At 65.7% G+C, this 19,938-nt stretch carries 21 protein-coding genes; 10 read left to right on the top strand and 11 right to left on the bottom strand.

Features of this window, described 5'->3' with window-relative positions; genetic code table 11:
* Positions 1-17: 17 nt before the first annotated feature.
* Positions 18-1,316: a c-type cytochrome gene (locus tag O0882_RS14450; RefSeq protein WP_289949000.1), complete on the bottom strand. Its 1,299-nt coding sequence runs from the start codon at positions 1,314-1,316 to the stop codon at positions 18-20.
* A gap of 201 nt (positions 1,317-1,517) precedes the next feature.
* Between O0882_RS14450 and O0882_RS14455 the strand changes: the two genes are divergently transcribed.
* The 7 genes from O0882_RS14455 (at position 1,518) to O0882_RS14485 (ending at position 7,563) form a co-directional block, all read left to right on the top strand.
* Positions 1,518-3,170 carry a Na+/H+ antiporter gene (locus O0882_RS14455; protein ID WP_289949002.1) on the top strand — a complete coding sequence of 551 codons (1,653 nt, stop codon included), beginning with the start codon at positions 1,518-1,520 and terminating at the stop codon, positions 3,168-3,170.
* A 193-nt stretch (positions 3,171-3,363) separates the two neighbouring features.
* Positions 3,364-3,945: a YfiR family protein gene (locus tag O0882_RS14460; protein ID WP_289949004.1), complete on the top strand. Its 582-nt coding sequence runs from the start codon at positions 3,364-3,366 to the stop codon at positions 3,943-3,945.
* Complete coding sequence (locus O0882_RS14465) at positions 3,942-5,213, top strand: diguanylate cyclase (protein WP_289949006.1); 1,272 nt, start codon at positions 3,942-3,944, stop codon at positions 5,211-5,213. The genes O0882_RS14460 and O0882_RS14465 overlap by 4 nt, the downstream gene beginning before the upstream one ends.
* Positions 5,214-5,230: 17 nt before the next feature.
* Positions 5,231-5,734 carry an OmpA family protein gene (locus O0882_RS14470; protein ID WP_289949007.1) on the top strand — a complete coding sequence of 168 codons (504 nt, stop codon included), beginning with the start codon at positions 5,231-5,233 and terminating at the stop codon, positions 5,732-5,734.
* Positions 5,735-5,742: 8 nt separating this feature from the next.
* The gene (locus O0882_RS14475; protein WP_289949008.1) at positions 5,743-6,276 is read left to right on the top strand and encodes a gluconokinase; all 534 of its coding nucleotides are present in this window, start codon (positions 5,743-5,745) and stop codon (positions 6,274-6,276) included.
* A gap of 28 nt (positions 6,277-6,304) precedes the next feature.
* Positions 6,305-6,622, top strand: coding sequence for a DUF3144 domain-containing protein (locus O0882_RS14480; protein WP_289949010.1), 318 nt, complete (start codon positions 6,305-6,307; stop codon positions 6,620-6,622).
* Positions 6,622-7,563 (top strand): acyl-CoA desaturase, encoded by a 942-nt coding sequence (locus O0882_RS14485; RefSeq protein WP_289949012.1) that lies wholly within the window; start codon positions 6,622-6,624, stop codon positions 7,561-7,563. The genes O0882_RS14480 and O0882_RS14485 overlap by 1 nt, the downstream gene beginning before the upstream one ends.
* On the opposite strand, the gene O0882_RS14490 is transcribed toward O0882_RS14485, so the two are convergent.
* From O0882_RS14490 to O0882_RS14510, 5 genes are all read right to left on the bottom strand, one after another.
* Positions 7,536-8,078, bottom strand: coding sequence for a gamma carbonic anhydrase family protein (locus O0882_RS14490; protein WP_289949014.1), 543 nt, complete (start codon positions 8,076-8,078; stop codon positions 7,536-7,538). The two genes, O0882_RS14485 and O0882_RS14490, sit on opposite strands and share 28 nt — an antisense overlap.
* Positions 8,079-8,109: 31 nt before the next feature.
* On the bottom strand, positions 8,110-8,841 hold the full coding sequence (locus O0882_RS14495) for a CPBP family intramembrane glutamic endopeptidase (protein ID WP_289949015.1): 732 nt from the start codon (positions 8,839-8,841) through the stop codon (positions 8,110-8,112).
* A gap of 85 nt (positions 8,842-8,926) precedes the next feature.
* Entirely contained in the window at positions 8,927-10,105 is a 1,179-nt protein-coding gene (locus O0882_RS14500) for a benzoate/H(+) symporter BenE family transporter (RefSeq protein WP_289949210.1), read from the bottom strand.
* Between the two features lie 131 nt (positions 10,106-10,236).
* Positions 10,237-11,709, bottom strand: a complete 1,473-nt coding sequence (locus O0882_RS14505; RefSeq protein WP_289949017.1) for a PLP-dependent aminotransferase family protein — start codon at positions 11,707-11,709, stop codon at positions 10,237-10,239.
* Complete coding sequence (locus tag O0882_RS14510; RefSeq protein ID WP_289949019.1) at positions 11,706-12,641, bottom strand: hypothetical protein; 936 nt, start codon at positions 12,639-12,641, stop codon at positions 11,706-11,708. The genes O0882_RS14505 and O0882_RS14510 overlap by 4 nt, the downstream gene beginning before the upstream one ends.
* A gap of 147 nt (positions 12,642-12,788) precedes the next feature.
* Between O0882_RS14510 and O0882_RS14515 the strand changes: the two genes are divergently transcribed.
* Together O0882_RS14515 and O0882_RS14520 are read left to right on the top strand one after the other, a co-directional pair.
* The gene (locus tag O0882_RS14515; RefSeq protein ID WP_289949020.1) at positions 12,789-13,256 is read left to right on the top strand and encodes an META domain-containing protein; all 468 of its coding nucleotides are present in this window, start codon (positions 12,789-12,791) and stop codon (positions 13,254-13,256) included.
* A 55-nt stretch (positions 13,257-13,311) separates the two neighbouring features.
* Positions 13,312-14,034, top strand: a complete 723-nt coding sequence (locus O0882_RS14520; protein WP_289949022.1) for an HAD-IA family hydrolase — start codon at positions 13,312-13,314, stop codon at positions 14,032-14,034.
* Here O0882_RS14520 and O0882_RS14525 read toward each other — a convergent pair.
* The 5 genes from O0882_RS14525 to ssuE form a co-directional block, all read right to left on the bottom strand.
* A complete protein-coding gene (locus O0882_RS14525) occupies positions 13,979-14,818 on the bottom strand; it encodes an ATP-binding cassette domain-containing protein (protein ID WP_289949024.1) in 840 nt (279 codons plus the stop codon). The genes O0882_RS14520 and O0882_RS14525 overlap by 56 nt on opposite strands.
* A gap of 25 nt (positions 14,819-14,843) precedes the next feature.
* Positions 14,844-15,635 (bottom strand): aliphatic sulfonate ABC transporter permease SsuC, encoded by a 792-nt coding sequence (gene ssuC, locus O0882_RS14530; protein ID WP_289949026.1) that lies wholly within the window; start codon positions 15,633-15,635, stop codon positions 14,844-14,846.
* Between the two features lies 1 nt (position 15,636).
* Positions 15,637-16,797, bottom strand: a complete 1,161-nt coding sequence (ssuD, locus tag O0882_RS14535; RefSeq protein ID WP_289949029.1) for an FMNH2-dependent alkanesulfonate monooxygenase — start codon at positions 16,795-16,797, stop codon at positions 15,637-15,639.
* Positions 16,798-16,809: 12 nt separating this feature from the next.
* Complete coding sequence (locus O0882_RS14540; protein ID WP_289949212.1) at positions 16,810-17,739, bottom strand: sulfonate ABC transporter substrate-binding protein; 930 nt, start codon at positions 17,737-17,739, stop codon at positions 16,810-16,812.
* Positions 17,740-17,838: 99 nt separating this feature from the next.
* Entirely contained in the window at positions 17,839-18,459 is a 621-nt protein-coding gene (gene ssuE / locus O0882_RS14545; RefSeq protein WP_289949030.1) for an NADPH-dependent FMN reductase, read from the bottom strand.
* Between the two features lie 254 nt (positions 18,460-18,713).
* Here ssuE and O0882_RS14550 point away from each other — a divergent pair, with 254 nt between their 5' ends.
* Entirely contained in the window at positions 18,714-19,928 is a 1,215-nt protein-coding gene (locus O0882_RS14550; protein ID WP_289949032.1) for an acyl-CoA dehydrogenase family protein, read from the top strand.
* Positions 19,929-19,938: the final 10 nt, after the last annotated feature.

Raw genomic sequence — 19,938 nt, forward strand, 5'->3', positions numbered from 1 at the left:
TAAGAAACTTTCAGAGATTACTTGCCGGCGCGGGCGCGTGCCACGGCCGCTTCCAGGTTCGTCCAGGCGGGCTGAGGGCTGCGGCTGCGGCGCAGATAGGCGGCCAGCTGGGCCACGTCGTTGTCCGTCAGCGAGGCGGCAAAGCCAGGCATCTGCACGCCGGGCATGGCCTCATCCTTGGTCAAGCCGTGCAATATCACCTGGATCAGGTTGGCGGGATCGGGCGCGCTGACGGCGCTGTTCAGGCTCAGTTCCGGACGCAGGGCCACGGGCCGGCCATCGCTGTTCGAGTGGCACGATGCGCAGGCGGCCACGTACAGGCTGGCGCCACGGTCGTTGTCGACCAGGCTGACCCGCTGCGAACGCTTGATGCCGGCTTGCACCACGGTATCGGTATCGACCTGGCGTTGCTCTGCGCCGGCCACGCCGGCAAAATACGTCGCCAGCGCGCGAATATCGCTGTCGGGCGAAGCGCCCATGCCTTCGTGCACGACGGCCGACATGGGCCCCGCCGCCACGCCGTGCAGGGCCGTCGCTCCCGTACGCAGGAAGGCGTACAGCTCATCCTGCGTCCACGGCAAGGGCGCCGTGTTGGCACTGGTCAAGGCCGGTGCATACCAGTGATCGATGGAAGCGCCCAGATACGACGAACCGACAAGCTCGGCGCCCAGCGCATTGCGCGGCGTGTGGCAGGCGGCGCAATGGGCCAGGCCCTCGGCCAGGTAGCGCCCCCGGTTCCAGTCCAGCCCTTGCGCGGCATCGAGCTGATACGTCGTTGGCTTGAAAAACAGCAACTTCCAGCCCGCCTGCAAGGGGCGCAGGTTCAAAGGGAAAGGCACGCTATTGGCGGGCGCCACCGCATACACGGGCGGGCGCGTCATGACATACGCGTACAAGGCCGTCAAATCGGCGTTCGAGACGAGGTTGAAGTGGGTGTACGGAAAGACGGGATACAAATGGGCGCCATCGCGGCCTACGCCTTCGCGCATGGCCCGCTGGAAGGCGGCCAGCGACCAACGGCCGATGCCCGTTTGCCGGTCGGGCGTGATATTCGTCGCATAGATCGTGCCGAACGGCGTGGCCAGGCCATGGCCGCCCGCGTAGTCGGCGCCGCCCTGGGCCGTATGGCAGGCGGCGCAATTGCCCATGCCGGCCAGGATGCGGCCCTTCTCCACCACTTGCGGGGAAAACGCCGGGGCGGCAGGCGGATCGATGGGCGCCAGCGCGGGGCGCCAGTAATACAAGTAGGCAGCCAGCGCCGCCACGATGAGCAATGCCAGCGACAGCAGCAGGCCGGTGAAAATCTTTTTGAGCAAAACAGGCGTCCGGTAAAAGGCCAAGCACAAGGCTAAGCACGCGCCTGCCGCGCACGGACGGCAGCAACAGGGCAGATTATGACAATGATGGGCACAATCTTACCGCGATTGTGACTTGTTGTATGTACGCAATGACACGCAGGCAACGCCGTGCGCGGGCTGCGCCTTATAATCAGCGTTTCAGCACGCCGCCGCTCCTTCATGCATACCGTTACCATCATCCTCATCCTCGTCCTGAGCGTCGTCCTGTGCGGCTTCATCGCCCGCTCGCGCTGGGTCAAGCTGCCGCTGCCCCTGATCCAGATCGCCGGCGGCACGGGATTGGCCCTGTTTGGCGTGCAAGTGCCGCTCGATCCCGATATTTTCTTCCTGCTCTTCATTCCGCCGCTGCTGTTTCTCGATGGCTGGCGCATTCCCAAGGGCGCCTTCTTTTCCGATGCGCGCTCGATCCTGATGCTGGCCATCGGCCTGGTGCTGTTTACCGTGCTGGGCATGGGTTTCTTCATCGACTGGCTGATCCCCAGCGTGCCGCTAGCCGTCGCCTTCGCGCTGGGCGCCATCCTGTCGCCGACGGACCCCGTGGCCGTGTCGGCGATTGCGGCCGGCAACCCGATCCCGCCGCGCCTGATGCACATCCTCGAAGGCGAATCCCTGCTGAACGACGCCTCGGGCCTGGTCTGCTTCACGTTTGCCGTGGGCGCCATGATGACGGGCGGCTTTTCCATCGGCGCCGCTTCGCTGAGTTTCTTGCAGGAAGCGGGTGGCGGCATCGTCATCGGCCTGGCCATCTCCTGGGGCGTGGGCCTGGCGAATAAATGGCTGGTGAGCAAGGTGGGCGAAGAGCCGGGCTTGCAAATCCTCATCAGCATCCTGATTCCGTTCGCCGCCTACCTGGGCGCCGAACAAATCCACGGCTCGGGCATCCTGGCCGCCGCCACGGCGGGCGTGTCCATGCATTACGCCGACCTGATCGGCCGTCCGCTGGCCGCCACCCGCACCCAGCGCAAGGCCGTGTGGGATACCGTGCAACTGGTCTTGAACGGCGTGATCTTCGTCATGCTGGGCGCGCAACTGCCCGCCACCGTGGCCGGCTTGCCCGCCGCCTCCATGGAAGTGGGCGCCGGCAGCGCCTGGAAACTGCCCCTGTTCGTCATCGCCATCACGGTGGGGCTGACCTTCATGCGCTTCCTCTGGGTCTTCATTTCCATGAAACTGACCCTGTTCAAGCACCACAAGAAGACGGCGGGCGAACCGAAGGACGCGGCGCTGCTGGCGCGTCCCAGCCTGCGCCTGCTGCTGGTGGCCTCGTTCGCGGGCGTGCGCGGTGCGCTGACCCTGGCCGGCATTTTGACCCTGCCGTTGTTCTTGCCCGACGGCACGCGCTTTCCCGCGCGCGACCTCGTCATCTTCCTGGCGATGGGCGTGATTTTGCTGTCCTTGCTGCTGGCCAGCGTCACCCTGCCCCTGCTGACCAAGGGTCTGGTGTTCGCGCCGCCCGCGCGCCGCTCGACGGAAGAGCGCAATGCCCGCGCCGCTGCCGCCGAAGCGGCCATCGCGCGGCTGGAAAAGGTGTGCGAAGGCATCGACAAGAATGACAAGCAGCAAGTCGTCACCGAGGCGGCCAACCGCCTGATCGAAGCCTACCGGCGCCGCCTCGCGTACGGCGAAAGCAGCAACGACGAGGCGACGCGGCTGCAGGAACTGGCCAAGGCCGAACGGGTGCTGCGCCTGGAAGCACTGAACGCTGAGCGCGATGAGCTGTTCCGCCGCCGCATCTCGGGCGAACTGGACGACACCATCCATTTGCGCCTGCTGCGCGAAATCGACTTGCTGGAAGCGACACTGGAAGAATAGAGACAGCCCAGCCACGCTTCAGCCATGATGATGTGCAATTCTCATGGTAGAGAATGCAAGTTTTCGGATTAGTGTTTATAATGCAAGGTTATATCGCACAATTGATTTACTTTCAGCATGCAGTTCCGTAGAGTCTGTGCTGATGAGTAGCAATTTGAGTAGCCACCCGACCTGAATAAAGACACCCGACGCCGTGCCCTCCTCCCTTCGCCACCGGCAGCGCGCTGCGCTGCCTGCACTGCTCGCCGTCGCGCTGCTGGCCTCGCTGTTCGCCTGCGGCGTGCTGGCGCCGTGTGCGGCGTGGGCGCAGACGGGCGCGGCGGTCGATGCCCGGCGGCCGGCCGAAGTGGCTCAGGTCCTGTTTGGCATCATCAGTTATGTGCGCTGGCCCGTGGCGCGCCCGGAAGTGCGCGTTTGCATGCTCGGCGCGCCCCGCTATGGCGCGGCCATCGTCGACACGCCCGCCTCCAGCCTGGGCCAGCGCATCCGCGTGAAAATTCCCCCGGCGGCAGCCGCAGCAGGCGAATGCGACGTCATTTACCTGGGCAGCCTGCCCGATGGCGAACGCGAGCATCTGCTGGCGCAGATCATCGGCAAGCCGATTTTATCGGTCGCCGAACCCGGCACGTCCTGCACCGTGGGCACCATGTTCTGCCTGCGCCTGAACGACGCGCAGATCGGTTTTGACGTCAACCTCGACGCCATCGCCCGCAGCGGCCTGCGCGTGCATCCGAACGCCTTGCAAATTGCACGTCGCAAGGCACCGCCGCCATGAGCGCCAGCATGCCTCCCAAGTCGGTGCGCAAGCCCCGCCCCACGCTCGACAGCGTGCTGCGGCGCGCCCACCTGAGCGTGTCGCTGATCGCCGTGCTGGCGGCCGGCCTGACCCTGACAGCAGTGGCGCTGCTGGCCCTGCGCGTGTATTCGGACCAGAACCTGCGCCTGGTGGCCCGCTCGATGAGCTACACGGTGGAAGGAGCCGTCGTCTTTGGCGACTCCTTGGCCGCCAAAGAAGCGCTGGCCTTGATCGGCGTCAATGAAGATATTGACCAGGCGCAGGTGAGCGACACGGCCGGCAAGGTGCTTGCTCGCTGGGAACGGGGTCAGCACGGCACCCGCTACTACATCGAACGCGCGCTGACGGGCTGGATATTGCCCGATTCGCTGACCTTCCCCATCATGCGCAATGACCAGGCCATCGGCAGCATCAAGCTGGTGCCGCACAGCCGCAGCCTGCTGCCCTTCCTGCTGAGCGGCCTGTCCTGCCTGCTGGCTTGCCTGGTGCTGAGCCTGGCCGTCGCCGTGCGCCTGTCGCGCCGCATGGAAACAGAGATCACCTCGCCCCTGCGCCACCTGGCGGAAACGGCCCACCGCGTACGGCGTGACCGCTCGTTCGAATTGCGCGTGCCGCCGGCCAACATCGCCGAACTGAACCAGCTCAATGACGACTTCAACGCCCTGCTCGACGAACTGGAAGCGTGGCAAAGCCATCTGCAAAAGGAACACGCCTCGCTGTCGCACCGCGCCAACCACGACAGCCTGACGGGCCTGTCGAACCGCGCCTTCATGGAAGCGGAGCTGGAACGCGCCATCCTCGAAGCGCGCATCGGCAATGGCAAGGTGGCCGTGCTGTTCCTCGACAGCGACCGCTTCAAGTACATCAACGACACCTTCGGCCATGCCTCGGGCGACCGCGTGCTGGTGACGATCGCCGCGCGCATCAAGCAGCAATTGCGCGAAGGCGACCTGGTGGCCCGCCTGGGCGGCGACGAATTCGCCATCCTGCTCAAGCCGCTGCGCAACAGCAGTGACGCCATGCACATCGCCGACAACATCATCACCGCCATGGCGCAAGCCATTGAATTACCTACAGGCAACAGCATCGTCAGCTCGCTGACCATCGGCGTGGCCGTCTTCCCCGATCACGCCATCGACGCCGCCTCGCTGGTGGGCGCGGCGGACGAAGCCATGTACCGCGCCAAGCAGGCGCAGCGCGGCACGCGCCAGGTGGCGCGCCTGCCGCAACCCCACATTCACCCCTGACCCCAAGGAGCAACACCATGCAATTCATCTACAAGCAATTACGCCTCGGCTTCCTCGGTCTGTTCATGCTGGGCCTGCTAGCCGCCTGCCAAAGCACGCCAGAGACCAAACCGCTGTTCAACGCCGAACAAGTCGCCACCCTGAAGGAACAGGGCTTCAACCAGACCGACGAAGGCTGGGAGCTGAGCTTTACCGACAAGCTGCTGTTCGAATTCGACGCCGCCAAGCTGACGGCACCGAGCCGCAACGCCATCCAGAAAATCAGCGCCGCCCTGCTGAAAGTGGGCATCACGCACATGCGCGTGGAAGGCCATACGGATAACGAAGGCACGGAAGCGTACAACAACAAGCTGTCGCTGGCGCGCGCCAACGTGGTGGCCGACGCCATGAGCGCCTCGGGCATTCCACGCGACAACATCTCCGTCAAGGGCCTGGGCATGAGCAAACCGGTGGCCTCGAACGCCAGCAAGACGGGCAAGGCGGAAAACCGCCGCGTCACCGTCATCGTTTCTGCGCCTTGAAAATGGGCGTGCCCCTCGTGCGCTGGGTCGTGATGGGTGTCTCCGGCTGCGGCAAGAGCGCCGTCGGCAAGCTGCTGGCCGACGCCTTGCACGTGCCCTACGTGGAAGGCGACGACGTGCACTCCCCGGTAAACGTGGCCAAGATGGCCGCCGGCATTGCGCTCGACGATGCCGACCGGGCCGGCTGGCTGGCCGCCTTGCGCGAGCGCATCGCCATGGCCCGCGCGCAAGGCAGCGGCCTGGTCGTGTCCTGCTCGGCCCTGAAGCGCGCCTACCGCGACGTGCTGCGCGAAGGTGACCCGGCCCTGCGCTTTGCCCACCTGGACGGTCCGCGCGACGTGCTGGAGCGCCGCATGCGGCGTCCCGGCCATTTCATGCCGCCCAGCCTGCTCGACAGCCAGCTGGCCACCCTGCAGCCCCTGCAAGCGGACGAGGCCGGCATCGTGCTCGACATCCGCCAGCCGCTGCCCGTTTTGCTGGAACAGATCCTGCAGTCTACACAGGCAGCCGCACGGCTGGACAGCCCGCGGCCCCCTGTGTAGACTGGCGCGCACTTTCATAGGGATTTTCATGAACACACCAACGACAAAACCAGCACCGGGCCCGGAATTCTGGGAACGCGCCGACCAGGTCATCGCCCTGGCCAATGAGCAATGCCAGCATAGCGGCGGCAATGAAGTGGCCACCTCGCTGCTGTACGCGGCCGCCCGCTTCAACGCCTTCCTCGTCGCCAGCAAGAGCAACGACGTGGCCAAGATGCAGGCAGAAAAGGAAGGCGCCGTGGCTTTCTTCACGGAACAGTACAAGCGCATGCTGACCGACAACTTCAACGACTACATCACCAACTTCGACAAGTACACGCAACCGTCGGCAGCCCCCAAGGATTGATGTCCGCAGCCAGCCTGGACAGCCACCGCGTCCGCGCAACGCACGCCGGCAGCGTGCTCGACGGCACAGTGCGCCATGCGCCGCTGCAATCGCTGTGGCTGATAACCATGCTGGCCGGCGCCGTGACCGGCGCCCTGCTCTTCTTCACCTGGACCGGCCTGCTACTGTTTGTTATCAGCACGGCCATCGTCCTGCTGTTCGGCCATTCGCTGGGCAGCCACCGAAAACTGATCCACGACAGCTTTCATTGCCCAACATGGCTGGAATATATACTCGTCTACCTGGGCGTGCTGGTGGGACTCAGTGGCCCGCTGGGCCTGCTGCGCCAGCACGAACTGCGCGACTATGCCCAGCGCCTGCCCGACTGTCACCCCTATTTGCGCCATGGCGCCGGCTTCTGGCGTGATGCCTGGTGGCAATTATTTTGCCGCCTGGACCTCAACCATCCGCCGCACATCGCCATCGAAGCGCGCATCGCGCACGACCGCTTTTACCGTTTTCTGGAAAGAACCTGGATGCTGCAGCAACTGCCGTGGGCCGTGCTGTTCTACGCCTGGGGTGGCTGGGGCCTGGTCTGCTGGGGTGTCTGCGCGCGCGTCAGCGCCGGCGTACTCGGTCACTGGCTGATCGGCTACTTCGCCCACAACCATGGACAAATGCACTTTCATGTCGATGGCGCCGCCGTGCAAGGCAGGAATATCCGCCTGGCTTCGCTGCTGACCATGGGCGAATGCTGGCACAACAACCACCACGCGTATCCGGGCTCGGCCAGGCTGGGCCTGCTACCGGGCGAATGGGATCCCGGCTGGTGGGTCTTGCTGCTGTGGCAACGCATGGGCCTGGTGTCCGGCCTGCGCCTGCCGCAAGACCTGGCGCCGCGGCCGGAACTGCGCCGCCTCGATCATGCCGACAATCAGGCGTCGTCGCCACCGGCCAGGTAATTGTTTTTGACGCGCACGTAGTGTTCGGCCGAATAGCGCAGGTAGGCAATTTCGGCTTCCGTCAGCGCGCGCACCTTGGCGGCGGGCCGGCCCACGTACAGATGGCCGCTTTCCAGCACCTTGCCGGGCGACACCAGGCTGCCCGCGCCCAGCATCACGTGCTTTTCCACCACCACGTCATCCATGACGATGCTGCCCATGCCGATCAGGCATTCGTCGCCAATGGTGCAGCCGTGCAAGATCACGGAATGACCGATGGTCACGTACTTGCCGATGGTCAAGGGAGATCCGTCGGGCTTGGCCGCATTCTTGTGCGACACATGGCCCATGGAAAAGTCCTGGATATTGCTGCCCTCGCCGATGACGATGTGGTTGACGTCGCCACGCAGCACGCTGTTGCACCAGATGGAACAGTCGTCGCCGATCTGCACATCGCCAATCACTTGCGCCGTGTCATGCAGGTAGACGCGCTCGCCCACGACGGGACGGGTATTCAGGTAGGAACTGACAGGCATCGCTTTCTCGCTTTTCATTAAAAGTAAACATTCACACCCAGCCGGCGGCCAGCGCAAAAATCGCCAGGCCATGCGCCAGGGACGCGCCCAGCAAGCCGGCACGGCAATATACCAGTCCCGCCACCACGCCTTCGATCACGGTAAACACGAGGATGGGCGCGCCCACCTGCGTGACGGTGGTGGCGAGGAAGGCGTGGCACAGGCCAAACAACAGGCCCGACACCAGCGCCGCGCGCCAGGCCGGCAGCCAGGCGCGCAATTGCTGCTGCAGCAAGCCGCGGAACAGCAATTCCTCGTAACAGTTGGCCGCCAGCGCAAAGCCCAGCAGCAAGGGCAGCGCGGATGGGGAAACGGGCGCCAGGGACGGCAAGTTAAACAGGGCTTTCAAGCCCGTCGCCAGAGCGACGATCAGGGCCGCGCCCGCCACGCCCAGCAGCACGGACAGGGCTGGCCGCATGCCCAGCCAGCGGATCTGGCGGCGCGCCTCGCTTTCCAGCCAGCACGTACTCGCCACCAGCCCCAGCGACATGGCGCCCAGCGCCAGCAAGACCAGCGGCGGTGCCGTGAAACGCAGGCCGCCCGCCGCCACCTGCCAGTAGCCGTGCGCCGTCATCGCGTCGCGCGCCAGCACGAAAAACAGCATGTGCACGAGCACGCGCAGCAGTGGCACCGTCCGGGGCACGGCCAGCAGCAAGGCGGCGCAGACGAGGAAGGCGGGCGTGATCGCCAGCAGGTACTGCGCCAGGGAAGTCAGGTCGGCCATCGCTCACATCGGGAAAAGTACGGTGCCAATGGGCACGGGCGCAGCAATTGTATGCGGCGGCTGGCAAAACGGGCAACCTGTCTTGCTATGCCGCCTTGCGCCAGCCGTGCATCAGCCCATGCGCCGCCAGCCCGGCCGCCAGCCCCCACAGGGCGCCGCCCACGCCCAGCAGGGTCACGTTCGCCGCCGTCGCCAGGAAGGTGATCAGCGCCGTTTCGCGCATGCGCACGTCCGCCATCGCCTGCGCCAGGCTGTTGCCGATGGCGCCCAGCAGGGCCAGGCCCGCCAGCGCCGTGATGAAGCTGCGCGGCAAGACCATGAACAGGCTGGCCAGGGTCACGCCGAAGACGCCCACCAGGATGTACAGCACGCCGCACGCCAGCCCCGCGACATAGCGCTTCGACGGGTCCGCATGCGCATCCTTGCCCGTGCAGATGGCGGCCGTGATGGCGGCCACGTTGAAGGCGTGCGCGCCAAATGGCGCCATGAGCAGTGAACCGAGTCCCGTCACCGTCAAAATCGGATTGGCGCTGACGGGGTAACCATCGTTGCGCAGCACCAGCATGCCAGGCATGTATTGCCCCGTCAGCGTGATCAGGAACAAGGGCAGCGCCACGCCCAGGAGCGACGCCACGGAAAAGCGCGGCATCTCGAACACGGGCGCGGCCAGGGCCAGTTCGATGCCTTGCGCATCGATGCGCCCCTGCGCCAGCAGCAGTGCCAGGCCGATCAGCATGATGCCCACCACGGCAAAGCGTGCCGTGAAGCGGCGCAGCACGGCGTACGACAGCAGCAGCACCGCCACCAGCAGCGGGTCGGCGCTGGCGCCGCCGAACGCGCTCACGCCGAACTGCAGCAAGATGCCGGCCAGCAAACCCGCGGCGATGCCGCCAGGAATCCATCGCACCAGGCGCTCGAAGGCGCCGGACATGCCCAGCAAAATGAAGGCGATGGCGGACACCATGTAGGCGCCGATCACCTCGGCATACGGCGTGTGCGGCATGACGGTGGCCAGGAAGGCCACGCCGGGCGTGGACCAGGCCGTGATGATGGGCGCGCGGTAGCGATAGCTGAGCCAGATGCCCGTCACGCCCACGCCGATACTCAGCGACCAGACCCAGGACGCCGTCTGCGCCGCGCTCAGCTGGGCCAGCTGGGCCGCCTGGAACACCAGCACGAAGGTGCCGCCATAGTTGACGAGGACGGAGATGCAGGCGGCCATCGTGGGGGCAGCAAGATCGCGCCAGTGCAGCCGGTCGGCCATGGCGGCGGTGGTTGTGGTTGTGGTTGTGGTTGTCATGTGTATGCCCCTGCCATTGAAAGGGAGCATCTTAATCGCCACATGGACTGCTCAGGCAGTCCAATTTCCACGTATCCAGCAGACCACTTGATCGATCACCCCAAGGCGCGCGCCAGGCGGACGATGCCGCTGTCGATCTCGTGCGGCGTGAGCGCGGCAAAGCCCAGCAGCCAGCCGCCGCGCGCCGGCGGCGTCGCATACAGCCGGCTCAGGCCCGGCAGCACGATGCCCGCCTGCGCCGCCAGCCGTAGCGTGTCCAGCTCGTCCCTGCCCTCATGCAGCAAACACGGCAGTTGCAAGCCGCCCGGCGGCAGCTGCGCCGTGACCACGTGGGACAAGTGCCGCCGCACGGCCTGCGCCATCGCGTCGCGGCGCACGGCGTAGACCTTGCGCATGGCGCGCACATGGGCCGCGAAATGGCCGTCGGCGATGAAACGGGCCAATGTCAGCTGGTCCAGTTGCGGCGTATGCCCGTCGAGGATGCTGCGCGCATGCGTCATCGGTTTCACCAGCGCGGGCGGCAGCACCATGTAGCCGATGCGCAGGCCCGGATACAGCGACTTGGCGAAGGTGCCCAGGTAAATCGTGCGCTGCTGCGTATCTAGCCCCTGCACGCAAGCCGTCGGCAAGCCCGCATAGTGGAACTGGCTGTCGTAATCGTCCTCGATGATCCAGCCCTGGCGCTCCGCAGCCCAGGCCGTCAGGGCCAGGCGGCGCTCGAGCGCCAGCGTGGCGCCCGTCGGGTACTGGTGCGACGGCGTGACGTACACCGTGTTGGCGCCGCTGCGGTCCGCCCGCAGGTGCTCGATGGACAAGCCATGCGCGTCGACAGGCACGGGCAGCACCTGCAATTGGGCCATCTCGAACGCCTTGCGGGCGCCAAAATAGCCAGGATCTTCCATCAATATCGGGCCATGCGCATCGGCCAGCACCTGCGCGCACAGATACAGCGCCTGGCGCGTGCTGCTCAGCACCAGCACCTGGCCGGCCGTGGCCCGCGCGCCCCGCTCCAGGTTCACATAGTCGGCGATGGCTTGCCGCAAAGGCTCGGCCCCTTGCGGGTCGCCGTGCAGCAGCACATGGTGTTCGCTGCTGGCCGCCTGGCGCCGCAAGCGCTCCCACACGGCGAGCGGAAAGGCGCGCGTTTCCGGCAAGCCGGTGGCAAACGCTTTCACACTCTGCTGGTCGGCCACGCCGCCGCTGGCGAGAATCTGCGCGCCGCGCATGCTGAGGGCCACCGGCTGCGCGGACGCGGGTCGCAATGCCGACGACGACTTGCCCAGCAAGCTCGCGCCTATCGTTGGCGAGACAAAACTGCCCGATCCCGCCTGCCGCCGCAGATAGCCATCGAGGCGCAGCTGCGCATACGCCATTTCCACCGTATCGCGCGACACGCCCAGCGATTGCGCCAGCGCGCGCGTGGCCGGCAGGCGCAGGCCGGGCGCCAGCACGCCATCGAGTATCAGCTGGCGCAGCGCGCGCTGCACGCGCACGCGCAAGTCAAGCGCCGCCAGTTCGGGAGCGGCGAGGCGGATCTTCAGGGTGTCGAGTTCGAACTGCGCCGTCATATGACCTTGGCGCGGGCGGCATCCACGGCCGCCATGCTGCTGGCCGGCGAAAAGCCGTGCTGCTGCAGCACCGCCACCAGCTGTTCGCTGGCGCAGCCCAAACGCAGGTTTTCCGCCACCCAGTCCTGCCAGGCGGCGCCGATCTCCGGCATCGGCTCGGGCGCCAAAGTGAGACCGAGTATGCATTGGGCCAGCAAGCCGTTGATCCGTTTTGTGTCGATCAGGTGCTGCACCACCGCGTGGCCCGACTGGGGAAACGGATGCAGGGTGCAGCGGCCGAAGGCGGCCAGGCGCTGCGCGTGCATGGCGTCGAGGTTCACCGATTCGCTGGTGCTGGCGCCAAGGTTAGCCGCGTCCGGCCGCGTGCCGAACACCAGGTGCAAATGCGTGTCGTCCGTGGCCCTGGCGCGGCACAGGGCCGCCAGGTCATAGTAACCCGAGAGCGGCGGGTCTTGCGCCAGCGACTCCATCACGGGCAGCCAGCGCAGCTCATGGTACAAACGCGCCTGCTGCACGTCGAGGAAGGACAGCGGCCCAAAGGCGACGATCTGCTGCGCATCGAGCAGCAAGCCAAACATGACGGCCGCATACGCGCCCATGGACTGGCCGATGGTAGTGACCTGGCTTGGCGCAATGCGGTTCACCAGCTCGCGCAAGGCCTGCGCCGTTTCGTCCACATGGCTGCCCAGGCCCGTGATCTGGCGGTGGTACCAGGCATTGCCGGAGTCGCGCACGAGGATTTTGTTCAGGTGCTGGCCGCTGACCTGCTCGAGCTTGCGCAAGCGCCCGTAAAAATCGAAGGCGGGACGCGTGGTCCACGAGACGAAGCCGAAGGCGATGACCAGCGGCGCGCCGGGCACGATGCGGTCGACCAGCACGTCGTCGCCAGTGGTGGCGACCAGTCGATTATCCAGCGCTTGCGCTTGCAGCATCGGCCCGGCTCCCGATCAAGGTTGAAACAGCAGAAAGCATGAGTTTAATGCCAGGACTGGCAAAATGGAAACAATCACCGCTGCCGTGCGCTGAGCGGCGCGCAAAACCTGCTAGTCTGCACGCATTCCCCCTCACAGGAGCATCCCATGCTGCATCGCCTGACGCATCATCTTAAATACCTTCCGCTTGCCGCCGCCATCGCCATGGCCGGCGGCTGCGCCACCACCAGCGACAGCGCCAAGCCAGACAACGGACTGGCGCCGCAGGCCAGCCTGACGAATACCTACTGGAAGCTGACGCAGCTCGATGGCGCCCCCGTGGTGATGGCGCCGCAGCAGGAGCGCGAAGTGCGCATCACCCTCAGCGACGATGGCAAGGTCACCGGTTTCACGGGCTGCAACCGCGTGATGGGCGGCTATACGCTGGCCGGCACGGCCCTGCGTTTCACGCAACTGGCTGGCACGCGCATGGCCTGCCCGCCGCCCCTGATGCAGCTGGAAAGCGCGGTGCTGGCCAATTTGAACAGCGTGACGGGCTACCAGCTTGAGGGAGAGAAGCTGATCCTGCTCAAGGATGGCGCGCCCGTGGCCCGCTTTGAATCAGTCTACCTGTGAAATAAAAATCGACTGCCGTTACAATGGCTTCCAGCCCATCATCCGGAAGGAAGCCATGTCCGCACTGCCCTCGCCGTCTTCACCACCGCCACCATCGGCCGCCGGTCGCTATCGGGCTTTTCTGTTCGACATGGACGGCACCGTCATCAATTCCATCGCCGCCGCCGAACGCATCTGGGGAACCTGGGCGCAGCGCCAGGGCCTTGATGTAGCGGCCTTTTTACCCACCATCCATGGCGCGCGCTCGGTCGACACCATCGCCAAGCTGCGCCTGCCCGGCGTCGATGCGCAGCGCGAATCGCAGGGCATCACGGATGCGGAAATCATCGATGTGGAAGGGATTATTGAAATCGCGGGCGCGCTGCGCTTTTTGCAGTCGCTGCCGCCCGCGCAATGGGCCATCGTCACCTCGGCGCCAAGGGCGCTGGCCACGGCGCGCCTGAAGGCGGCCGGCATGCCCATTCCCGCCATCATGGTGACGGCGGAAGACGTCAAGGCAGGAAAACCCAGGCCCGATTGCTATTTGCTGGCGGCGGAAAAACTGGGCGTGGCGCCCTTTGACTGCCTGGTGTTCGAAGATGCCTCCGTCGGCATCGAGGCGGGCGAGGCGGCCGGCGCGAAGGTCATCGTCGTCACGGCCACGCATGCGCACCCGCTGGCCACGCGCCACCCGGCCATCGACAGCTACGAGGGCATCGTGGCGACCGTCGATGCGGATGGTTTCATCGTGCTGGCGCAGTTGTCCGACCCTGCGGTTGCAGCACCCGCGACAAGATAGCCTGCTCCAGCGCGGCGAACGCCGCATGGCCGCGCTGACGGGGACGCGGCAAGTCCACCCGCACGTCCAGGGTAATCCGCCCATCCTCGATCAGCAGCACGCGGTCGGCCAGGGCCACGGCTTCGGCCACATCGTGCGTCACCAGCACGGCCGTAAAACCGCGCGCCAGCCAGAGCGACTCGATCAGTTGCTGCATCTCGATGCGCGTCAACGCGTCGAGCGCGCCCAATGGCTCGTCAAGCAGCAGCAATTGCGGTTCGTGCACGAGGGCGCGCGCCAGCGCCACGCGCTGCTTCTGCCCACCCGACAGGGCCGCCGGCCAGTCGTCGGCCCGTTCGGCCAGGCCCACCGTCCACAGCGAGGCGGCCGCCGCGCCGACGGAGCGGGGTAGCCCCAAGGCCACGTTGTCGAGCACCGTTTTCCACGGCAGCAGCCGCGATTCCTGGAACATGATGCGGATATCGGGCGCGCCCACGCCGCTGCCGATGGCAACCTCGCCTTCATCGACGCTTTCCAGCCCCGCGATCGAGCGCAGCAAGGTGCTCTTGCCGCAGCCGCTACGCCCCACGATGGCGACAAATTCGCCCGCTTCCAGCTGCAGGTCGACGTTTTTCAGCACGGGCCGGCTGGTGTAGGATTTACTCAGGTTTGTCAGTTCCAAGGGAACGCCACGCCGTTGCAAGGGGGCGGACGGCGCCTTGGCCTGCGGCGGCGCGCTGGCGGGATCGTACTGCACGAAGTGCGACAAAAAATCCGTTTCGATCTGGATGGGGGCGAGCAGCATGGTATTTTCTTTCCTCATTTCGTCACTATCGGTAGGCGGGATTCCAGCGCAGGCAGTGGCGTTCCAGCCGGCGCGAGAATAAATCGGCCAGCTTGCCCAGCAAGGCGTACAGCAGTATCCCCACCAGCACCACGTCCGTTTGCAGGAATTCGCGCGCATTCATGGTCATGTAGCCGATGCCGGCCTGCGCCGAGATGGTTTCGGCGACGATCAGCAGCACCCACACGAGACCCAGCGAGAAGCGCACGCCCACCAGGATGGAGGGCATGGCGGCCGGCAGGATCACGTCGCGGTACAGGGGCCAGCCGGACAGGCCATAGCTTTTCGCCATTTCGATCAAGCCCTGGTCGGCCGAACGGATGCCGTGGAAGGTGTTCAGGTAGACGGGAAAGAACACGCCGACGGCCAGCAGAAAGAGCTTGGCCGTCTCGTCGATGCCGAACCACAGGATCACCAGCGGGATCAGGGCCAGGGCCGGGATATTGCGCACCATTTGCAATGTCGTGTCGAGCAGGGTTTCCGCATGGCGGAAGCTGCCCGTCAATAGGCCCAGCAGCAAGCCCAGTCCCGCGCCAATGACGAAACCGACCGTCGCCCGCCACAAGCTCGTTTTCAGGTGCAGCCACAGTTCACCCGACACGGCCAGGTGCCAGAAAGCCTTCGCCACGGCCCACGGCTCGGGCAGGATGCGGCTCGACAGCCAGCCCCACTGCGCGGCCAATTGCCAGGCCAGCAGCAGCGCCACGGGCAAAGCCCACGGCGCCAAGACATTGCGCCATGGCGTGCCGGGCGGATTCCTGACGGTGGCAGTCTCCATCTCAGGCCGCCTTTTTCTGCGGCGCGGCCGGCACGATATTGCTGGCCATGACTTCGCCGAAAGGCCCCGTCAGTGACTGCTCACCCACGGCCTTGCCCTTGCCCAGCAGCGGGAACACCAGTTCGGCGAAGCGGTACGCTTCTTCCAGGTGCGGGTAGCCCGAGAAAATGAAGGTGTCGATGCCCAGGTCCGCGTATTCCTGCATGCGCGCCACCACCGTGGGCGCATCGCCCACCAGGGCCGTGCCCGCGCCGCCGCGCACCAGGCCCACGCCGGCCCACAGATTCGGCGACACTTCGAGCTTGTCGCGCCGCCCGCCGTGCAGGGCCGCCATGCGTTGCTGGCCCACGGAATCCATCTTGCGGAAGGCCGCCTGTGCCTTGGCGATGATGTCGTCGTCCAGATGGCTGATCAGTTCATCGGCCGCGCGCCAGGCCGCTTCGTTCGTTTCACGCACGATCACGTGCAAGCGGATGCCAAACCGGACTGTACGGCCTTTTTTTGCCGCACGGGCGCGGATGTCGGCGATCTTTTCCGCCACGGCGGCAGGTGGCTCGCCCCACGTCAGGTACACGTCCATCTGCTCGGCCGCCAGTTCATGCGCGGGCTCCGACGAGCCGCCGAAATACAGCGGCGGATACGGTTTCTGCACGGGCGGGTACAGGGTTTTCGCGCCCTTTACCTGGATATGCTTGCCCTCGAAATCGTAGCCGGCCGCGCCGCCCTCGCCGGCCAGCGTGGCGCGCCAGACCTTGATGAATTCATCGGAGATTTCATAGCGCTTGGCATGGTCGGCAAACAGGCCGTCCGCTTCCAGCTCGCCCTGGTCGCCGCCCGTGACGACGTTGATCAACAGGCGCCCGTTCGACAGGCGGTCAAACGTGGACGCCATGCGCACGGCCAGGCCGGGCGTGGACAGGCCGGGCCGCACGGCCACCAGGAACTTGAGCTTTTGCGTCACGCTGATCAGCGACGAAGCCACCACCCACGCGTCTTCGCAGGAGCGGCCCGTGGGCAGCAGCACCCCGTCGTAGCCCAGCGTATCGGCGGCCACGGCCACCTGGCGCAAATAATCGGCATCGACGGGACGCGCGCCCTGCGACGTACCCAGGTAGCGGCTGTCGCCGTGGGTGGGGATGAACCAGAAGACATTCAATGACATGATATATGTTCCTTATTTTGCGCTGGTGGCCAGCTGGCGCGCCGGCAGCAGCGCATCCTTGACAACGATCGGTTTCGGAATCAGCTTCAGGCTGGAAAAGGCGTCGGCCACCCTTTGCTGCGAAGCGATGACGTCGACGGAAACGGGTTTGACGCCATACGCATAGCGCGAGGCGGCCAGCGCCACCACATCCTTGCCCAGCCCAGTCTGCGCCGACAAAATCGTCGCCACTTCGTCCGGGTTGTTGCGGCCCCAGTCATCGACCTTGGCCACTTCGTCGAGCACGATGCGCAGGATCTCGGGATGCTTTTCCGCATACGTGCGCGAGGCCAGATAAAACTGGTAGTTCGCCACCAGGCCCTTGCCATCGGCCAGCACGCGCGCGCCCAGCTGCTTTTCGGCGGCCGCCAGAAACGGGTCCCAGATGGCCCAGGCATCCACGCTGCCCCGTTCAAAAGCGGCGCGCGCATCGGCCGGCGGCAGGAAGACGGGCTGGATGTCGGCATACGCGACACCGGCCTTTTCCAGCGCCTTCAACAGCAGGTAGTGCACGTTCGAGCCCTTGTTCAGGGCGATTTTTTTGCCCTTCAAATCGGCCAGGGTGTGCAAGCCGGAGCCCTTGGGCACGACGATGGCTTCGCTGGCCGGCGACGCCGGCTCATTGCCGACATACACCAGGTTGGCGCCGGCCGCCTGCGCAAAGATCGGCGGCGCCTCGCCCACGGTGCCGAAATCGATGCTGCCGACGTTCAAGCCTTCGAGCAGAACGGGGCCGGCCGGGAACTCCGTCCATTTCACGCCCACGCCCTGTTCGGCCAGGCGTTTTTCCAGCGTGCCGCGCCCTTTCAGCAGAGTCAGGGTGCCGTATTTCTGATAACCAATACGCACCTGGACCTCCCCCTTGGCCTGCGCGAGCGCCGCGGCCGGCATGCCGGCCGCCATCACGCCGGCGGCGGCGGCAAACAGCAAGCCCAAAGTGGTACGGCGCGAGAGTCGTTGTGCGTGGCGGTGTGTCATGGTGCGTCCTTGGTCGGTAAATAATCAGGCGGCTTGAAATTGCGGGTCGTAAGGCTGGTCTTGCAGCGAACGCACGGGATGCGGGACCTCTGCTGGCGCGGGCGGACGCCGGCCCTGCAGCACGAACAGGCCGGCAGACAGCTCCTCGATGCCGGCCTGCACGCGTGCGGCAATCGGCGCGTCCAGGCTCAGGCCCCGCTCTTCGTTCCAGTCCAGCTGCTGCGCATTGGCGTAGATGCTGGTAAAGACTTGTTTGGCGCCCAGCGCATGCAGCACGGGACGCAGCGCATAGTCGAGCGCCAGGGTGTGGGCGTGGCCGCCGCCCGTGGCCAGCGGCAGCACCAGCTTGCCGGCCAGACCATCTTGCGGCAGCAAGTCGAGGAAGGCTTTCAGCAAACCCGTATAGGACGCCTTGTAGATGGGCGTGGCGATCACGATGGCGTCGGCGTCGGCCACGGCGCGCACGGCGCGGGCAATCGCCACGTCGTCGTAGTCGGCCAGCAGCAGGGCACGCGCCGGCAGGTCGCGCACATGCAGCTTGGCGTAGCTGTGACCCTGCAGCGCCAGCTGTTCGCCGATATGCAGCAGCAGGCGGCTGGAACTCGATGGGAGTTGCGGGCTACCGCCCAATAACAAGATGCTCATGTGATGCCCGTCCCTGTAGGTTGTCGAAAGTGGATCTGCTCGGATGCTTGCAGCCTATCGCCATCATCAGCCGGGTAAAACGAATGCTTTCGCGCTTCGATATGCGTTTTTTGACTATCCGGGCCTGACGCCCCGCAAGCGAAGGCGCCTGTCCCGACGCGGCTTTTTTCGCATATCCATGCGCGGTTTTCTTCGTGTACGGCACGCGCCTGGCGGTGCAATATCGGCCTCATCGTCTTTCTGGAATGTCACTCATGTCTAGCGCTTTTCTCCACTCCGCCCGCTCCCAGGTCCCCGCACAGGAACCGCTGCAGGATGCCATCCGCATCGCCACAAAGCTGGCCGCGCGCCTGGCTGAAACGGCGAATGCCCGCGACCAGGCCGGCGGCCATGCGGCCCAGGAGCGCGAATGGCTGCGCGAGTCGGGTCTGCTCACCTTGTCGATTCCCGTGGAATTCGGCGGCCAGGGCGCGTCGTGGCCCCTCGTGTACCAGGTGATCCGCATCCTGGCGCGCGCCGACAGCGCGCTGGCGCATGTCTTCGGCTTCCACCATCTGCAGCTGGCCGGCCTGCAGCTGTATGGCAGCGCGCAACAGCAGCGCCGCCTGCTCACCCTGACCGTCGACGAGCGCCTGTTCTGGGGCAATGCCTTGAATCCGCTCGACAAAAGAGTCACGGCCAGCGACAGCGACGACGGTTTCATCCTCGACGGCATCAAGAGCTTTTCTTCCGGCTCGGTGGGCTCCGACTGGCTGACCGTCTCCGCCTGGCACGCGCCCACGCAGACGGCGCTGATCGCCGCCCTGCCGACGCGCCAGGATGGCGTGAGCGTGCAGGCGGACTGGGATGCCTTCGGCCAGCGCCAGACGGACAGCGGCAATGTGCATTTCCAGGCGGTCGCCCTGCCGCACGAGCTGGTGCTGCAGGCGCCCGCGCAAGCCGCCACGCCGCAAGCCACGGTGCGCTCGCAGATCGCGCAGCTGATCATGGCGAATTTATATCTGGGCATCGCCGAAGGCGCGTTCGAGGCGGCGCGCCGCTACACGGACGAGCAGGCGAAAGCCTGGTTTGCCTCGGGCGTGGCCAAGGCAACGGACGACCCTTTGATCCAGCACCGCTACGGCCAGCTGTGGCTCTTGCTGCGCCCCGCGCAAGTGCTGGCTGACGGCACAGCGCAGGAGCTGGAAAAGGTGTTTCGCAAGGGTGCGCTGGTGACGGCGCGCGAACGGGGCTTGCTGGCGGTGGCCGTGGCCGAAGCCAAATGCCTGGCGCACAAGGCGGGACTGGAAATCAGCAGCCAGATGTTCGAACTGACGGGCGCCAGATCCACCTCGGCCCAATACGGCTTCGACCGCTACTGGCGCAACGTGCGCGTGCATACCCTGCACGACCCCATCGACTACAAGCTGCGCGACCTGGGACGCTTTGCCTTGACCGGCACCGTGCCCGAGCCGACCGCGTACTCATAATTCACCCACA

This window comes from Janthinobacterium sp. SUN073, assembly GCF_030397665.1.
In the GTDB taxonomy this organism is placed as follows: Bacteria; Pseudomonadota; Gammaproteobacteria; order Burkholderiales; family Burkholderiaceae_D; genus Janthinobacterium.